Genomic DNA, 15,657 nt, shown 5'->3' on the forward strand with positions numbered 1-15,657 from the left:
TTTTTTCCTTGACGTTGTAACTACGCTGCCAGCTTGGAGGCGATGACGTTTTCTTCGATGGTGCTGCTGGAGAAGCGCGCCGCCAGTGCGCACAGGGCGGTGGCTGCAACCACGATGCCGAGAATGGAGAGCGTCTGCTGGACGTCGCCCATGCCCTTCATCAGGAAGCCTGCGGCCACCGCGCCGACGTTGCCGCCGGCGCCAATGATGCCGGCCACGCCACCGAGCGCGCGTTTATCGACGAACGGCACCACGGCGTAGGTCGCGCCGCACGCCATGTGGGTGAACAGGCCGAAGAGCAGCATGGCGCCGATGGCCAGGACGGCAGTGCTGGCGTGGGCGAACATCAAGAGGCCCGCACCTTCGCCGAGCATCAGCACGAACAGCAGCGTGACGCGATGATTGAGGTTGCCGCGTGCGGCGAATTTGTCCGATGCCCAGCCGCCCAGGGCGCGGGCGAACAGCGCCAGCAAACCGAAGCTGCCGGCGGCCATGCCGGCCTGGCCCAGCGTCAGGTTGAAGTGATCGACGTAGTAAATGGCGGCGATGTTGTGGATGAAGATTTCGATACCGAAGCAGGCGCCATAGGTGATGAACAGCAGCCACACGCGGTAGTTGGCGGCAGCCAGCTTGAAGCTTTCCCAGCCGCCCTTTTTGCCACCGTCAATGGCAATGCCGGCGGCGCGCAGCTCGCTGAAATTGCCTTGCGGGCAGTCCTGCGTGTAGCGATAGTAAACAAAGGCCATGACGATCATCAGCACGCCCGGTACGATCAGCGCAGCGCGCCAGCCGAATGTTTCGGACACGCCCAGCATGATCATCGCCGTCATCAACAGCGGCATCACGGCTTGCGCCACGCCGCCGCCCGCATTGCCCCAGCCGGCAGCGGCCGCGTTGGCGGTGCCCACCACCTTCGGACCGAACATGACGGAGGTGTGATACTGGGTGATGACAAAGCTGGCGCCAGCCGCGCCGATCCCCAGGCGGAAGAACAGGAAGCTCTCGTAGCTCTGCGCAAAAGCGACGCCGATGACGGGGATGGAGCCGAGCAGCAGCAGGCCGGTGTAGGTCTTGCGCGGACCGAAGTGGTCGCACAGCGGGCCGACGATCAGGCGCACCAGGATCGTGATGGCGACGGCAGCGATATTGATGTTGGCGATCTGCGCGCCGGAGAGGTTGAACTCTCCTTTGATGACGGGCATCAGCGGCGCGCAGGCGAACCACGCGAAGAAGCAGACGAAGAACGCCATCCAGGTTAGGTGGAACGCCCGCATCTGCGGCGTTGAAATCGAGAGGAGCTTGATGCTGTTAGCTTTGCTGGCCATTTTTTATCCCGTTCAGAAAACAAAAAGGCGCCCGCGCAACCGGGCCATAAAAACCGGGTTGGGCGGACGCCGTTGTCCTGCCAGTCCGTCTTTGGACCGGCTATGTATTCGTGTGCTGCAGGGAGATCGCCGTTGACCTCTTGCCTTGGGTATTGCAAGAGGCGTGCCAGATGGGGTTTTAAGGGCGCTACAGAGGGAGAATGCGGCTTTGCGGGGAATTGGTGCGCAGATGACAATACCAGCTAGTGCAAGCTGGCGGTGCATGGCGCACGGTATCAGTGCGCCATGGCGGTGCAGCCAGCCGTCAGGCGCTGGCCTGCAGCGGTGCGGCGGCCGCCAGGTCCTGCCAGTCGTCGGCGCAGCGCACCACGTCGCCCACCACGATGATGCTCGGGCTACCGAGGCCGCTCTCGCGCAGCGCGACGGGCAGCTCGCCCAGGGTGGTGAGCAGCTTGCGCTGGTTGTCGCGCGTGGCCGCCTGCACCACCGCCACCGGCGTGTCCCGCGCTGCGCCACCGGCCAGCAGGCCGGCCACGATGGACTCGACGCGCGCCACGCCCATGTAGATCACCAGCGTCAGCCGGCTTTGCGCCAGGGCCTGCCAGTTCGGCTCCGATGCCGCATCCTTGCCGTGGCCCGTGACGAACGTGGCGCCCTGGCTCCACGACCGGTGCGTGACCGGCACGCCGATGCTGGTCGGCGCGGCCAGGCCGCTGCTGATGCCGGGGATGACGTCCACCGCGATGCCCTGCGCGCGCAGCGTGGCGCGTTCCTCGCCGCCGCGCCCGAACATGTACGGGTCGCCGCCCTTCAGGCGCACCACGTGGTGGCCGGCGCGCGCTTCGGCCACCATCAGCCGCTCGATGAATTCCTGCGGCGTCGATGCGCAGCCGCCGCGTTTCCCTACCTGGACCACCCGGGCACTCGCCGGTGCGTAGTCCAGCACCTGCGGGTTGACCAGGTCGTCGATCAGCAGCACGTCGGCGCGCTCGATGGCGCGCACGGCCTTGATGGTCAACAGTTCCGGGTCGCCGGGTCCGGCGCCCACCAGGGTGACACTGCCTTGGGTAGTCATCTTTATTCCTTCAAGCTGCCGCGGCCAGCGCGGTATTGACCATCTGGTCGATTTCATCGGTGATCCCGGACAGCACGCCCGCCACCACCGCAAATTCGCGCCCGGCCTGGCCGGCGCGCGCTGCCACCACGCGCGCATTGAAAGCCACCATGCGCGCCTGCTTGTTGATCTTCTCGATATCGGTGATCACGCCGCGCAGCTGCTTTTTCATCAGCCGCGCGTGCAATTTCGCCTGTTCCTCGTACACGCTGGTGATCTGGTTGAGGATCGCCAGCGTGGGCGTGGTCAGGCGCACCAGTTCGGCCAGCAGGCCGACGGCCGCGCCCTTGCCGTGCGGGCTGGCGATGGCCGCCAGCGTGCGGTCGGCCTGCTCGGCAAAGGCGACGATCTCGCGGTCGCCGGCCAGCTTGCCGAAATAGGCCTCGCGCAGTTCGGCGCAGAACACGCCGGGCAAGCCGTCGGCGTCCGCCAGCAGCGCCTTGTGGGCGCCCCGGAACAGTGCCAGCGCCTCGCGGGCGATGGCCTCGGCCCCGTCCTGCCCCTGCGACGCCAGCACCGCGTACAGCACGATGCGCTGCGACGTGAAGCGGCGCCGGCCCGACAGATTGATCATGGCGCCGAACACTTCGCCCGACAGCGCCTTGGCCTCGCTTTCCAGGTGACGTGTGTTCATGTCCATCAAGCCGCATCCTTGGCCGGATGCGCCTGTTTGCGGTACAGGAACTCCAGCACGGCCGTGCGGTATTCCATGTAGCGCGCATCCTGCGCCAGCGCCACGCGGTCGCGCGGACGGTCCAGCTGCACCGCGACGATTTCGCCGATGGTGGCGGCCGGGCCGTTGGTCAGCATGACGATGCGGTCCGACAGCAGCACCGCCTCATCGACGTCGTGGGTCACCATCACCACGGTGGACTTGGTGGCGGCGACGATCTTGAGCAGCTCGTCCTGCAGGTGGGCGCGGGTCAGCGCGTCGAGCGCGCCGAACGGTTCGTCCATCAGCAGCACTTTCGGTTCCATCGCCAGCGCCCGGGCGATGCCCACGCGCTGCTTCATGCCGCCCGAAATTTCGTTGGGACGCTTGGTTTCGGCAGCCGTCAAACCGACCAGCGCGAGCGCCGCCATGGTGCGCTCGCGCAGCTGCGCTTTCGATTCTGTCTTGCCGAACACGCGTTCCACGCCCAGGTAGATGTTCTCGTAACAGGTGAGCCACGGCAGCAGCGAGTGGTTCTGGAACACCACCGAGCGCTCGGGCGACGGCCCGGCGATCTCGCGGTTGGCGCACAGCAGCACGCCGTCGGTGGGCTTGGTCAAGCCGGCGATCAGGTTGAGCAGGGTCGATTTGCCGCACCCCGAGTGGCCGATCAGGGTGATGAACTCGCCCTTGGCGACGGTGAGGTCGATCTCGCGCAGCGCGTGGAATACACCCTTCCTGGTGTGGAAGACCATCTCCACGCTCTCGATGTCGATGAATTTCGATTCGTCCATGGCCATGCTCCTTAGTTCGACACTTGTTCGTAGGTGAAGGCACGGGCCAGCGCCATCAGGGCTTGTTCCAGCAGCAGGCCCACAAAGCCGATGGCCACGATGGCGATGATGATGTGCGGGACATTCAAATTGTTCCACTCGTCCCACACCCAGAAGCCGATGCCCACGCCGCCGGTCAGCATTTCGGCCGCGACGATCACCAGCCACGCAGTGCCGATCGACAGGCGCACGCCGGTCAGCACATACGGCAAGGCCGATGGCAGCAGGATCTTGGTCAGGATCTTCCACTCCGACAGGTTCAGTACGCGCGCCACGTTCATATAATCCTGCGGCACGCGCTGCACGCCCACGGCGGTGTTGATGATCATCGGCCAGATCGAGCAGATGAAGATCGACCAGATCGCGGCGGGGTTGGCCGACTGGAACACCAGCAAACCAATCGGCAGCCAGGCCAGCGGCGACACCGGTTTCAGCAAGCTGATAATGGGGCTGAACATGGCACTGACAAACTTCACGCGACCGATCACGAAGCCGAGCGGGATGCCGACCAGCGCGGCCAGACCGAAGCCCACCGCCACCCGCTGCAACGAGGCCAGCAGGTTCCAGCCGATGCCCTGGTCATTCGGGCTGTTGCGGTAAAACGGATCGGAGAACATTTTCACCGCTTCGTGAAACGTCACCAGCGGTGTCGGGAAGGTGGCGTTCTTGATGGTGATCAGCTGCCAGATCAGCACCAGCAAGGCGGCGCCCACCAACGGCGCGACGATTTTCATGGCGGTGGCCGAAAGCTGCTGGCGCACGCGCGCGCTGGAATTGGCGGCCAGCGCGCGGCGCGGGCGGCGCGCCGGCTTTTCAGCTTCGAGGACTTCGGTATTGAGCGGCTTGGCGCTGTCGGGTTGGAGCATGGCGTTCATGGCTTTCCTTCAAAGGACGATGAATCGGACTACTGCAACTTAAGCGCGGATCTTGAACGAGGCAGCAAACGCTTTCGGGTTCGAGCCATCCCACACTGCGCCGTCCACCAGCTTGGACGTGCGCAGCGGGCTTTTCGGCACCGGTGTCTTGGTCATTGCCGCCGCATCCTTGTACAGGTCGATCTGGTTGACCGACTTGGCCACGGCCAGGTAGTCCGGGTCGTCCTTGAGCAGGCCCCAGCGGCGGTGCTGGGTCATGAACCACATGCCGTCCGACAGGTAGGGGAAGTTCACCAGGCCGTCGTTGTAGAACTTCATGTGATTGGCGTCGTCCCAGGTCTTGCCCAGGCCATTCTGGTAACGGCCCATGATGCGCTGGTCGATCGCGTCCTTGCTGGTGTTGACGTACGACTTGTCGGCGATCACTTCGGCCATCTTGTTCTTGTTGGCCAGCGAGGCGTCGATCCATTTGCCGGCATCCAGAATGGCGGCCATCATCGCGCGGCAGGTGTTCGGATATTTTTTGGCAAATTCCAGGGTGGAGCCCAGCACTTTTTCCGGGTGGTCCTTCCAGATGTCCTGGGTGGTCGTCGCGGTGATGCCGATGCCGTCCATGATGGCGCGGTGGTTCCACGGTTCGCCAACGCAGAAGCCGTCCATATTACCAACGCGCATATTGGCCACCATCTGCGGCGGCGGCACCGTGATCACTTTCGCGTCCTTCATCGGGTTGATGCCGTTGGCCGCCATCCAGTAGTACAGCCACATGGCGTGGGTGCCGGTCGGGAAGGTCTGGGCGAACGTGTATTCGCGCCGGTCGGTACGCATCAGCTTGGCCAGGCTGGCGCCATCGACGGCGCCCTTGTCGGCCAGCTTTTTCGACAGCGTGATGGCCTGGCCGTTGTTGTTCAGGCCCATCAGCACCGCCATGTCCTTCTTTTGTCCACCAATGCCCATCTGCACGCCGTACAGCAGGCCGTACAGCACGTGTGCAGCGTCGAGGTCGCCATTGGACAGCTTGTCGCGCACGCCGGCCCACGAGGCCTCCTTGCTCAGCACGAACTTGACGCCGTATTTCTTGTCGAAGCCCAGCACCGACGCCATCACCACCGACGCGCAGTCGGTCAGTGGAATGAAGCCGATCTTGACTTCTTCCTTCTCCGGTTTATCGGAACCTGCCGCCCACACACCACCTGTTGCCAAACCCAACATGCTTCCTCCTGCGACCAGACTTGCGCCATGAATGATTTTCCTGCGCGTGACATTAACGTCGGCCGGGGTCGGTGGCAAGGCGTTGTCGGCGATATTTGGTGTTTCTTTCATGGCGTTCCCTTAGTAGTCAGCAAAACCGTTGGACCAAAAAAAACGCCTACCCCCGCGAACGCATTCGCGTGATGGTAGACGTCGTTGTCTTGTGACCCTCACCGCCGTTGGCGAGGTTCAGCAGCGCAGCGTTGCGCTTGGTTTAAGACTATGCAATGTCTGTGCCAGCGGGCTGTCAGAGGGGAAGGTAAAGGAATTGACGGCAACGCACCGCACCCGCGCACCGTTGGTGAGCACGCGCCTCATTTTGGACGCGAAAAACAAAATAAAGATTATCCGAGCAAGTCTTCGACATCCAGAATACGCTGCGCGACTTCCGAGAGCTTGAGGTTCTTGCTCATGGCCATGCTGCGCAGCTTCTGGTACGCCTGCTCTTCGCTGAAATGTTGGCGCTCCATCAAGAGCCCCTTGGCGCGTTCGATGATCTTGCGCTCGGCCAGCTTGCTCTTGGTGTCGGACAGTTCGTCGAGCAGTTTCTGCTCGCGCTTGAACCGCGCCAGCGCCACGTTGAGCACCGGCTTGATGCGGTCGCTCTGCAGTCCGGCCACGATGTATGCCGACACGCCGGCAGCCACGGCCGCCTCCATGCTGGCGGTGTCTTCGCTTTCGGTAAACATCACGATGGGCCGGCGCTCGTCGCGGGTGGCAATGACGATGTGCTCGAGCACGTCGCGCGCGTCCGATTCTGCATCGACGATGATCATATCGGGCTGCAACTGAGCTATGCGGTCGGGCAAATACATGTCCGGCGGCAGCGAAGCAACGATATCGTAGCCAGCCTCGAGCAGCCCAATGCGCAATATCCGCGCCCGCTCGACCTGGGCGTGCATAGCCTCGTCATCCTCGTTGCCTGCATGGATGATGGCGTTGACGACAACAATGCGCAGGTTACGCGTGGTCATGGGAGGTGGCAGCGGGTTGGTCCTGGGCTGTAAAGCAAGCAAGAACCAAACCAGTCGTTTTGATGTGCATGCGCAGATTCTAAGGCACAACACCAAATTTTTGCCAGTTTATCGGGGTTTCTGTCGATTTAATGCCACCGCGCACCTCATCCGCAACCCTAGCGCTGCATCCCCCACCGCCGCACCGTGATGCGTTCGAGCGGCCGGAACACGGCGTTTTCGATCAGCAGCCCGATCAGGATCACGGCAGCCAGGCCGGCAAATACCTTTTCAGTGTAGAGCTCGTTGCGGTTCTGGAAGATGTACCAGCCCAGGCCGCCCTGCCCCGACGTGGTGCCGAAGACCAGTTCGGCTGCGATCAGGGTGCGCCAGGCAAACGCCCAGCCGATCTTCAGGCCCGACAGTATCGATGGCAGCGCTGCCGGCACCAGGATGTACAGCACCAGGCGCAGCCCGCTCAAGCCGTAATTGCGGCCGGCCATGCGCAAGGTTTCCGGCACACTCTGGAAGCCGGCATAGGCGCCCAGCGCCAGCGGCCACAGTACCGCGTGTACGATGACGAAGATCAGGCTGCCCTTGCCGAGGCCAAACCACAGCAGCGCCAGCGGCAGCAGGGCAATCGCCGGCAGCGGATTGAACATCGACGTCAGCGTTTCGAGCAGGTCGCGGCCCACGCGGGTGGACGCGGCCAGCGCTGTCAATACAAAAGCTGCCAGCACGCCGGCGGCGTAACCCTGGATCAGCACGGCCAGCGAGGTGCGGATACGGTCGAGCAGTTCGCCGCTGGCGATGCCGTCAAAAAAGGCGCTGGCCGTTTGCAGGAAACTCGGCAGCAGCAGGTCGTTGTGCTGCCAGCGCGCGATGGATTCCCACAGCACGGCCAGTGCGGCGAGGATGAGCGCCTTGCGCAACCAGGCGTGGTCGCGCAAACGGCTCACCAGCGGCGCCGGTGGCGTGGCCGAAGTCACAGTAGGGCGCGCAGCAACGGCTGGAGTGACCTCGTATTCCTGGCGGATCGGCGGATCGAGTACAAGGCTCATAATGCGGTCTCCGCAGTCCGTGGCCGTGCTCCTTCAGCCCGCGCCCCAATGGAGGGACCGCGATTGGTGCCCGGGCCGGCGGCTTCTATTGCGTCCGTTGCCCCACCTGTCTCGCCAAACAATAAACCGTGAATACGCTGCGTCGCCGCCTGGAACTCCACGCTGCCCGCGCTGGCCAGCCCGAACTGGTGGCTGTTCAACTCCGCTCTTACCTGCCCCGGGTGCGGCGACAGCAGCAGGATGCGATTACCGACCACCAGCGCCTCCTCGATCGAGTGCGTGACAAACAGCAGCGTAAAACGCAGCTCTTCCCACAGGCGCCCCAGTTCTTCCTGCATATTGCGCCGCGTGAGCGCGTCGAGGGCGGCAAACGGTTCGTCCATCAGCAGGATGTCTGGCTGCATCGCCAGCGCGCGGGCGATGGCCACGCGCTGCTTCATGCCGCCCGACAGCGTGTGCGGATGGGCGTTCTCGAAACCAGCCAGGCCCACCTTGGCGATCCAGTGCCGGGCGCGTTCTTCGGCCTGGTGACGGTTCAGGCGCCTGGTCATCAACAGCGGGAACATCACGTTTTCGCGCACCGTCTTCCACGGCGGCAGCTGGTCGAATTCCTGGAATACTACCATGCGGTCCGGCCCCGGCCCGGTCACCTCGCGGCCGTCGATGCTGATGGCGCCGCCAGCTGGCTTGATGAAGCCGGCCGCCGCCTTCAACAGCGACGACTTGCCGCAGCCCGAAGGCCCCAGCAGCACGAAGCGGTCGCCACGATATACATCGAAGCTGACCTCGTGGGTGGCGCGCACGGCGCCGTATTCGAGGCTCACATTTTCCGCCCGCAGCAGTGGCGTCGGCGGTGGTGCGGGACGAACGATCTGGAACGCCATGTCAGCCACCCTTGGTAATCACGGGGTCTTCGAAGAAGTAGTCGCGCCAGCTGGCCGGCTGCTTCTTGATCGCACCCACGCGGTACAGGAACTGCGCCAGGCCCAGGGTGTTTTGCGGCTCCACGCTGAATTTCACTTCCGGATTTTTAAACACTTTCAGCACCAGCGCGCGGTCGATCTTGCTCTTGGTCACGCGCAAAAAGGCATCGGTCGCGCCTTCCGGATTGGTGCTCGCGTACTGCGCAGCTTCGGCCAGCGCGGCGGTAAAGGCGCGGTAGGTTTTCGGATTCTCGTTGCGGAATTTTTCGGTGGCGTACAACACGGTGGCCGAGCTGGGGCCGCCCAGCACATCGTAGGAATTGAGCACGATGTGGGCATTCGGATTGCCGGCCAGCTCCTGCTCCTGGAACGGCGGGTTGCCGAAGTGGGCGTTGATCTCGGTGCCGCCCGCGATCAACGCGGCGGCGGCATCCGGGTGCGGCAGGGTTTGGGTAAACTTGTCGAGCCGCGCGAATTCCTTCTCGCCCCACTGTTTGGCCGCAGCGTATTGCAGGATGCGCGACTGCACCGACACGGTAACCGCCGGCAGCGCGATGCGGTCCTTCTCGGTAAAGTCGGCGATGGTTTTGACCTTGGGATTGGTGCTCACCAGGTAATACGGAAAACTGCCGAGCGACGCCACGCCTTTCACGTTCTGGCGCCCCGCCGTGCGATCCCAGATGGTCAAGAGCGGCCCCACGCCGGCGCCGGCGATATCCACGGCGCCAGACAACAAGGCATCGTTGACGGCCGCGCCGCCGGACAACTGTTTCCACTCCACCTTGATCTCGAGGCCGTTTTTCTTGCCGTGTTTTTCGATCAGCTTCTGGTCCTCGGCCACGTTGAGCAGCGCATACACCACGCCGAACTGGCGCGCGATGCTGATGGTCCCTTCGGCATGGGCGGCGGCGGCAAAGCCCAGCAGCAGGCTGGCGGCGATGGTACGTTTGAACAGAGTGGTCATGGTGGTCCCGTAGTCAGAAAGGCACATCGCCTTCGATGGTGGTGCGATAAAGTTTGCGGCGCAGGTGGTCGGGCGTGCCGCCGGCCAGGTGCATCAGCGAGCGGTTGTCCCAGAACACCATGTCGTGCGGCGCCCAGCGGTGGCGATACACGTGCTCCGGGCGCACGCTGTGGGCGAACAGTTCGGCCAGCAGCGCGCGGCTCTCGTCATCCGGTATGCCGACGATGCGTGTGGTGAAGTGCTCGCTCACAAACAGCGCCTGGCGCCCCGTCTCCGGGTGCGTGCGCACCACCGGGTGGACCACCGGCTGCACTTCGTCGATCTGCGCTTGCGTGAGCGCCGGGCGCCACGGGTTGCGGCGGCGCAGTTCATCGTATTGCACCAGGTAGCTATGCTCGGCGCGCGCCCCGCGCACGGCGTGGCGCAAGGCGGCCGGCAGCGTATCCCATGCCAGGTGCATATTGGCGAACAGGGTATCGCCACCCTCGGCCGGCAACTCCTGCGCGTGCAGCATCGAGCCCAGGCTCGGCTTGTCCTTGTACGACAGATCGGAATGCCAGAAATGGCCGGCATCACCGAGGCCGATCGGCTGGCCGTTCTCGATGATGTTGGAAATGACCAGCACTTCCGGGTTGGACGGCAGCTGGAAGTTGCGCAGCACATGGATTTGCAGCGGCCCGAAACGGCGGCTGAAATCGACCTGCTGCTGCGGCGTGATGCGCTGGTCGCGGAACACCAGCAAGTGGTGATCGAGGTGCGCCTGGTGGATGCGCTGGAAATCGCGCGCAGGCAGCGGATGATGCAAATCGAGGCCGAGGATCTCCGCACCCAACGGCGCATCGAACACTTCGACCTCGATCGAGGCTTGGAGAACGGCGGACATGGCACAGCTCCGAAATCAGTGTGCCACCAGTCTAGACCGCGTTCCTTATTTGTAAAACGAAGCTTATCGGCTAACGATATACGAAAGCTTTATACGGCAACCGTCTCGTACCGCGCCAGCGACTGCTCCACGCGCGGGGCCAGTTCGGCCAGCGATGCGACGCTCATGCCCAGCTCCTGCAACTTGCCGTCCTGGATGCCGTACACCCAGCCGTGCACCGTCAGTTCCTGGCCACGATCCCAGGCGTCCTGCACGATGGTCGTGCGGCAGACGTTGGAGACTTGCTCGATCACGTTCAGTTCCACCAGGCGCTCCGAGCGGCGTTGTTCGTTGACCACGGTGCCCATGTAGCGTTCATGCTTCTGGTGCACGTCGTGGACGTGGCGCAGCCAGTTATCGACCAGGCCTACGCGGGTGCCGGTCATGGCTGCGTGCACGCCCTTGCAGCCGAAGTGACCGACGACGATCACGTGCTTGACCTTGAGGATGTCGATGGCGAATTGCAGCACCGACAGACAGTTCAGGTCGGAGTGCACGACCACGTTGGCGATATTGCGGTGAACGAACACGTCGCCCGGCGCCAGGCCCAGCAGCTCATTCGCAGGCACCCGGCTGTCCGAGCAACCGATCCACAGGTACTCGGGCGCGGCCTGGTTGGCCAGGCGGTTGAAGAAATCGGGATCGCGCTCAACTTCCGAGGCGGCCCAGCGTCGGTTGTTTTCCAGCAGGCCGCGCAGGGGGGAAGTGCTTTGTTCCAGGTCGTTCATGGTGTCCTCTCGTACATAAAGAGACCGCCGGTCCACCCGGAATGGGCGGCGCGGCGGTCAGATATTACCGGTGCTGCATGACGCGATGTTTACAAGCGGTTACTCGAAGAAATCTTTCACCTTGTCGCGCCAGGTCTTGGTCTGCGGGCTGTGCTTGTTGCCGCCTTCGGTGGTCGATTTTTCAAACTCGCGCAGCAGGTCTTTTTGCTTCTCGGTCAGCTTGACCGGCGTTTCGACCGCCACGTGGCAGAACAGGTCGCCTGCGAAACCGGAACGCACGCCCTTGATGCCCTTGCCTTTCAGGCGGAAGGTCTTGCCCGACTGGGTACCTTCGGGAATCGTAAACGATACTTTACCAGACAAGGTCGGCACTTCGATTTCGCCGCCCAACGCTGCCTTGGTAAACGAGATCGGCATTTCGCAATGCAGGTCGTCGCCTTCGCGCTGGAACACCGCGTGCGGCTTGATGTGGATTTCCACGTACAGGTCGCCCGATGGCCCGCCGTTGGTGCCCGGCTCGCCGTTGCCCGACGAGCGGATGCGCATGCCGTTGTCGATACCGACCGGGATTTTGACTTCCAGGGTCTTGTTGCGCTTGATGCGGCCCTGGCCCGAGCATGCCGGGCATGGTTCCGGGATGATCTTGCCGGTGCCGTGGCACTTGGGGCAAGTCTGCTGGATGCTGAAGAAACCCTGCTGCATGCGTACCTGGCCGTGGCCGGCACAGGTGGTGCAGGTGACCGGCGACGTGCCCGGCTTGGCGCCGCTGCCGTGGCAGGTGTCGCACTTGTCCCAGGACGGTACGCGAATGGTCGTGTCGAAGCCGTGCGCCGCTTGCTCCAGCGTGATCTCGAGGTTGTAGCGCAAGTCGGCGCCACGATAGACCTGCGGGCCGGCGCTGCGGCCGCGGCCTGCCCCGCCACCGAAGATGTCGCCAAAGATATCGCCAAAGGCATCGCCGAAACCGCCGGCGCCACCGAAGCCGCCACCACCATTGTTCGGATCGACGCCGGCGTGACCATAACGGTCATACGCCTCGCGCTTGTCCGGATTGGTCAGCATCTCGTAGGCTTCCTTGACTTCCTTGAACTTCTCTTCCGCCTCGTCGTCGTCGGGATTACGGTCGGGATGGTACTTCATGGCCAGCTTGCGGTAGGCCTTCTTGATTTCGTCTTCCGACGCGTTTTTTGCGACACCGAGTGTCTCGTAGAAATCACGCTTTGCCATATTGGTCGGGACCTTGCTGTATTGATATTCTGTACTGATTTATGCGAAAAAGCCGAGCCGGCAGCGTGGGGAACGCCCGCTCGGCTCGGCGGAATACTGGCGGCGAGGCCGTGAAGGGCCCCGCCACAACGATCAACAACAATTACTTGTTGTCTTTGACTTCCTTGAAGTCAGCGTCCACCACGTCGTCTTGTGGCTTGGCTTGTTCGGCGCCTGGCGCACCTTGCGCGCCAGCTGCACCGGCGTCACCGCCAGCTGCCTGTTGCGCCTGCATGTCGGCGTACATCTTCTCGCCCAGCTTTTGCGAAGCGGTCGTCAGTGCGGCCACCTTGGCGTCGATGTCGGCCTTGTCGCCCGATTTGATCGAACCTTCGAGGTCGGTGATCGATGCTTCGATCGCTTCTTTCTCCGACGCTTCCAGCTTGTCGCCGTATTCGGTCAGCGATTTGCGGGTCGAGTGGACCAGAGCGTCAGCCTGGTTGCGCGATTCGGCCAGTTCTTTCACTTTCTTGTCTTCTTCGGCGTTGAGCTCGGCGTCTTTCACCATTTTCTGGATTTCCGCTTCGGTCAGACCGGAGTTGGCCTTGATCGTGATCTTGTTTTCTTTGCCGGTGGCCTTGTCCTTGGCGCCCACGTGCAGAATGCCGTTGGCGTCGATGTCGAAGGTCACTTCGATCTGTGGCGTACCGCGCGATGCTGGCGGGATGCCTTCCAGATTGAATTCGCCCAGGCCCTTGTTGCCGGCCGCGATTTCACGTTCACCCTGGTAGACCTTGATGGTCACGGCAGGCTGGTTGTCGTCGGCGGTCGAGAACACTTGCGAGAACTTGGTCGGAATCGTGGTGTTCTTGTGAATCATCTTGGTCATCACGCCACCCAGGGTTTCGATACCCAGCGACAGCGGAGTCACGTCCAGCAGCAGCAAGTCCTTGCGCTCGCCCGACAGGACCGAACCTTGAATCGCGGCGCCAACAGCCACGGCTTCGTCCGGGTTCACGTCCTTGCGTGGATCCTTGCCGAAGAACTCTTTGACTTTCTCTTGCACCTTCGGCATACGGGTCATACCGCCGACCAGGATGATGTCGTCGATGTCCGATACCTTGACGCCGGCATCCTTGATGGCGATGCGGCATGGCTCGATGGTGGCGATGATCAGCTCTTCCACCAGCGATTCCAGCTTGGCGCGGGTCATTTTCAGGGTCAGGTGGACCGGCGCGCCGTTCGCCATGGCGATGTACGGCTCGTTGATTTCGGTCTGCTGCGACGACGACAGTTCGATCTTGGCGCGCTCGGCCGAAGCCTTGATGCGCTGCAGGGCGATCGGATCTTTTTTGAGGTCCAGGCCGTTGATCTTCTTGAATTCGTCGATGATGTAATCGATGATGCGCTGGTCGAAGTCTTCGCCGCCCAGGAACGTATCGCCATTAGTGGCCAGCACTTCGAACTGCTTTTCACCGTCAACGTCGGCGATTTCGATGATCGAGACGTCGAACGTGCCGCCGCCCAGGTCATACACGGCGATCTTGCGGTCGCCCTTTTCGTTCTTGTCCAGACCAAATGCCAGTGCGGCAGCGGTTGGCTCGTTGATGATGCGCTTGACGTCCAGGCCAGCGATACGGCCGGCGTCCTTGGTTGCCTGACGCTGCGAGTCGTTGAAGTAAGCTGGTACGGTAATGACCGCTTCGGTCACTTCTTCGCCCAGGTAGTCTTCAGCGGTTTTTTTCATCTTGCGCAGCACTTCAGCCGAGATTTGCTGTGGCGCCAGTTTTTTGTCGCGCACGCCGATCCATGCATCGCCGTTGTCGGCTTTGGTGATCGTGTAAGGCATCAGGCCGATGTCTTTTTGCACTTCTTTTTCGTCGAATTTACGACCGATCAGGCGCTTGACCGCGAACAGGGTGTTCTTCGGGTTGGTCACGGCCTGACGCTTGGCCGGCGAGCCGACGAGAATTTCACCATCTTCTTGATAAGCAATGATCGACGGCGTCGTACGTGCGCCTTCGGCGTTTTCGATTACCTTTGGCTGACCATTTTCCATGACGGAAACGCAGGAATTCGTGGTTCCCAGATCGATACCGATAATTCTACCCATGATTTTCTTCCTCTTTGCTATGTTCTAGATGGTACTAATATGTGGAATTACTTTGTCTTTTCAAGTGCTTACTTTGCTTGCGCAGCGGTCACAATGGCCGGACGCAACAGGCGGTCGGCGATCATATAACCTTTTTGCAAGACAGCAACAACGGTATTGGCTTCCTGGTCCGCCGGCACCACGGCAACGGCCTGGTGCTTGTTCGGGTCCAGTTTCTCGCCTTGCGCCGGCAGAATTTCCAGCAGGCGGTTTTTCTCGAAGGCCGCGTTCAGTTGCTTGAGGGTCATTTCAACACCCTCCTTCAGCGATTCGAGCGTTGGCGCCTCGACTTTCAGGGCCATTTCCAGGCTGTCCTTGACCGGCACCATGGCTTCGGCAAAGCTTTCCACCGCAAACTTATGGGCCTTGGCCACGTCTTCCTGGGCACGACGGCGCATGTTTTCGCAATCGGCCTTGGCGCGCATGAACGCGTCGTGGGTTTCTGCCAGGCGCGCTTCGGTACTGGCCAGTTGCTCTTCCAGGGAAGACTGCTGGTCCGGAGTCGATGGCGCAGCCGTTTCGGCGGCGTTTTCTGGATTAGGCACTGCTTGATTTTCCTGATCTTGCATCTAAAGACTCCTACGATCGTATTTGTTTGACATGACGTTTATCACTGCACTGGCCGTAAATGGAGCGGTATCCCCGTATTTCAAGGGGGTACGGTTCAACAGTGACGATGTAACAAGCTGGGTATTTTA

General features: G+C 62.2%; 15 protein-coding genes. All 15 read right to left on the reverse strand.

Features of this window, described 5'->3' with window-relative positions; translation table 11 throughout:
• Window positions 1-20: 20 nt before the first annotated feature.
• The 15 genes from F8197_RS26320 to grpE all read right to left on the reverse strand — a co-directional run bounded on the left by F8197_RS26320 (window position 21) and on the right by grpE (window position 15,528).
• Window positions 21-1,325: an MFS transporter gene (locus tag F8197_RS26320; RefSeq protein ID WP_152884855.1), complete on the reverse strand. Its 1,305-nt coding sequence runs from the start codon at window positions 1,323-1,325 to the stop codon at window positions 21-23.
• A gap of 304 nt (window positions 1,326-1,629) precedes the next feature.
• The gene (gene cobA, locus F8197_RS26325) at window positions 1,630-2,400 is read right to left on the reverse strand and encodes a uroporphyrinogen-III C-methyltransferase (protein ID WP_152884857.1); all 771 of its coding nucleotides are present in this window, start codon (window positions 2,398-2,400) and stop codon (window positions 1,630-1,632) included.
• A gap of 10 nt (window positions 2,401-2,410) precedes the next feature.
• On the reverse strand, window positions 2,411-3,079 hold the full coding sequence (locus F8197_RS26330) for a methyl-accepting chemotaxis protein (protein ID WP_152884859.1): 669 nt from the start codon (window positions 3,077-3,079) through the stop codon (window positions 2,411-2,413).
• Complete coding sequence (locus tag F8197_RS26335; protein ID WP_152884861.1) at window positions 3,079-3,885, reverse strand: ABC transporter ATP-binding protein; 807 nt, start codon at window positions 3,883-3,885, stop codon at window positions 3,079-3,081. The genes F8197_RS26330 and F8197_RS26335 overlap by 1 nt, the downstream gene beginning before the upstream one ends.
• 11 nt (window positions 3,886-3,896) lie before the next feature.
• On the reverse strand, window positions 3,897-4,799 hold the full coding sequence (ntrB, locus tag F8197_RS26340) for a nitrate ABC transporter permease (protein ID WP_056138074.1): 903 nt from the start codon (window positions 4,797-4,799) through the stop codon (window positions 3,897-3,899).
• A 39-nt stretch (window positions 4,800-4,838) separates the two neighbouring features.
• Complete coding sequence (locus tag F8197_RS26345) at window positions 4,839-6,122, reverse strand: CmpA/NrtA family ABC transporter substrate-binding protein (protein WP_152884862.1); 1,284 nt, start codon at window positions 6,120-6,122, stop codon at window positions 4,839-4,841.
• 272 nt (window positions 6,123-6,394) lie between these two features.
• Entirely contained in the window at window positions 6,395-7,024 is a 630-nt protein-coding gene (locus F8197_RS26350) for an ANTAR domain-containing response regulator (RefSeq protein WP_152884864.1), read from the reverse strand.
• 158 nt (window positions 7,025-7,182) lie between these two features.
• Window positions 7,183-8,064, reverse strand: a complete 882-nt coding sequence (locus F8197_RS26355) for an ABC transporter permease (RefSeq protein WP_152884866.1) — start codon at window positions 8,062-8,064, stop codon at window positions 7,183-7,185.
• Complete coding sequence (locus F8197_RS26360; protein ID WP_227012430.1) at window positions 8,061-8,948, reverse strand: ABC transporter ATP-binding protein; 888 nt, start codon at window positions 8,946-8,948, stop codon at window positions 8,061-8,063. Before F8197_RS26360 ends, F8197_RS26355 begins: the two co-directional genes overlap by 4 nt.
• A 1-nt stretch (window position 8,949) precedes the next feature.
• Window positions 8,950-9,951, reverse strand: coding sequence for an ABC transporter substrate-binding protein (locus F8197_RS26365; RefSeq protein WP_152884868.1), 1,002 nt, complete (start codon window positions 9,949-9,951; stop codon window positions 8,950-8,952).
• Window positions 9,952-9,964: 13 nt separating this feature from the next.
• A complete protein-coding gene (locus F8197_RS26370) occupies window positions 9,965-10,834 on the reverse strand; it encodes a TauD/TfdA family dioxygenase (RefSeq protein ID WP_152884870.1) in 870 nt (289 codons plus the stop codon).
• Between the two features lie 89 nt (window positions 10,835-10,923).
• On the reverse strand, window positions 10,924-11,601 hold the full coding sequence (gene can, locus F8197_RS26375) for a carbonate dehydratase (RefSeq protein WP_152884871.1): 678 nt from the start codon (window positions 11,599-11,601) through the stop codon (window positions 10,924-10,926).
• Between the two features lie 99 nt (window positions 11,602-11,700).
• A complete protein-coding gene (gene dnaJ / locus F8197_RS26380; RefSeq protein ID WP_152884873.1) occupies window positions 11,701-12,828 on the reverse strand; it encodes a molecular chaperone DnaJ in 1,128 nt (375 codons plus the stop codon).
• A 142-nt stretch (window positions 12,829-12,970) separates the two neighbouring features.
• Window positions 12,971-14,920, reverse strand: coding sequence for a molecular chaperone DnaK (dnaK, locus tag F8197_RS26385; RefSeq protein ID WP_026637619.1), 1,950 nt, complete (start codon window positions 14,918-14,920; stop codon window positions 12,971-12,973).
• Between the two features lie 68 nt (window positions 14,921-14,988).
• On the reverse strand, window positions 14,989-15,528 hold the full coding sequence (gene grpE / locus F8197_RS26390) for a nucleotide exchange factor GrpE (protein WP_019923739.1): 540 nt from the start codon (window positions 15,526-15,528) through the stop codon (window positions 14,989-14,991).
• Window positions 15,529-15,657 lie beyond the last annotated feature (129 nt).

It is taken from the genome of Duganella sp. FT27W, assembly GCF_009295655.1.
Lineage (GTDB): Bacteria > Pseudomonadota > Gammaproteobacteria > Burkholderiales > Burkholderiaceae_D > Rugamonas > Rugamonas zoogloeoides.

What these genes read in the sequence shown, in the direction of transcription:
- F8197_RS26320 (WP_152884855.1), bottom strand. Translation starts at nt 1,325, where the DNA reads ATGGCCAGCAAAGCTAACAGCATCAAGCTCCTCTCGATTTCAACGCCG.
- cobA (WP_152884857.1), bottom strand. Translation starts at nt 2,400, where the DNA reads ATGACTACCCAAGGCAGTGTCACCCTGGTGGGCGCCGGACCCGGCGAC.
- F8197_RS26330 (WP_152884859.1), bottom strand. Translation starts at nt 3,079, where the DNA reads ATGGACATGAACACACGTCACCTGGAAAGCGAGGCCAAGGCGCTGTCG.
- F8197_RS26335 (WP_152884861.1), bottom strand. Translation starts at nt 3,885, where the DNA reads ATGGACGAATCGAAATTCATCGACATCGAGAGCGTGGAGATGGTCTTC.
- ntrB (WP_056138074.1), bottom strand. Translation starts at nt 4,799, where the DNA reads ATGAACGCCATGCTCCAACCCGACAGCGCCAAGCCGCTCAATACCGAA.
- F8197_RS26345 (WP_152884862.1), bottom strand. Translation starts at nt 6,122, where the DNA reads ATGAAAGAAACACCAAATATCGCCGACAACGCCTTGCCACCGACCCCG.
- F8197_RS26350 (WP_152884864.1), bottom strand. Translation starts at nt 7,024, where the DNA reads ATGACCACGCGTAACCTGCGCATTGTTGTCGTCAACGCCATCATCCAT.
- F8197_RS26355 (WP_152884866.1), bottom strand. Translation starts at nt 8,064, where the DNA reads ATGAGCCTTGTACTCGATCCGCCGATCCGCCAGGAATACGAGGTCACT.
- F8197_RS26360 (WP_227012430.1), bottom strand. Translation starts at nt 8,948, where the DNA reads ATGGCGTTCCAGATCGTTCGTCCCGCACCACCGCCGACGCCACTGCTG.
- F8197_RS26365 (WP_152884868.1), bottom strand. Translation starts at nt 9,951, where the DNA reads ATGACCACTCTGTTCAAACGTACCATCGCCGCCAGCCTGCTGCTGGGC.
- F8197_RS26370 (WP_152884870.1), bottom strand. Translation starts at nt 10,834, where the DNA reads ATGTCCGCCGTTCTCCAAGCCTCGATCGAGGTCGAAGTGTTCGATGCG.
- can (WP_152884871.1), bottom strand. Translation starts at nt 11,601, where the DNA reads ATGAACGACCTGGAACAAAGCACTTCCCCCCTGCGCGGCCTGCTGGAA.
- dnaJ (WP_152884873.1), bottom strand. Translation starts at nt 12,828, where the DNA reads ATGGCAAAGCGTGATTTCTACGAGACACTCGGTGTCGCAAAAAACGCG.
- dnaK (WP_026637619.1), bottom strand. Translation starts at nt 14,920, where the DNA reads ATGGGTAGAATTATCGGTATCGATCTGGGAACCACGAATTCCTGCGTT.
- grpE (WP_019923739.1), bottom strand. Translation starts at nt 15,528, where the DNA reads ATGCAAGATCAGGAAAATCAAGCAGTGCCTAATCCAGAAAACGCCGCC.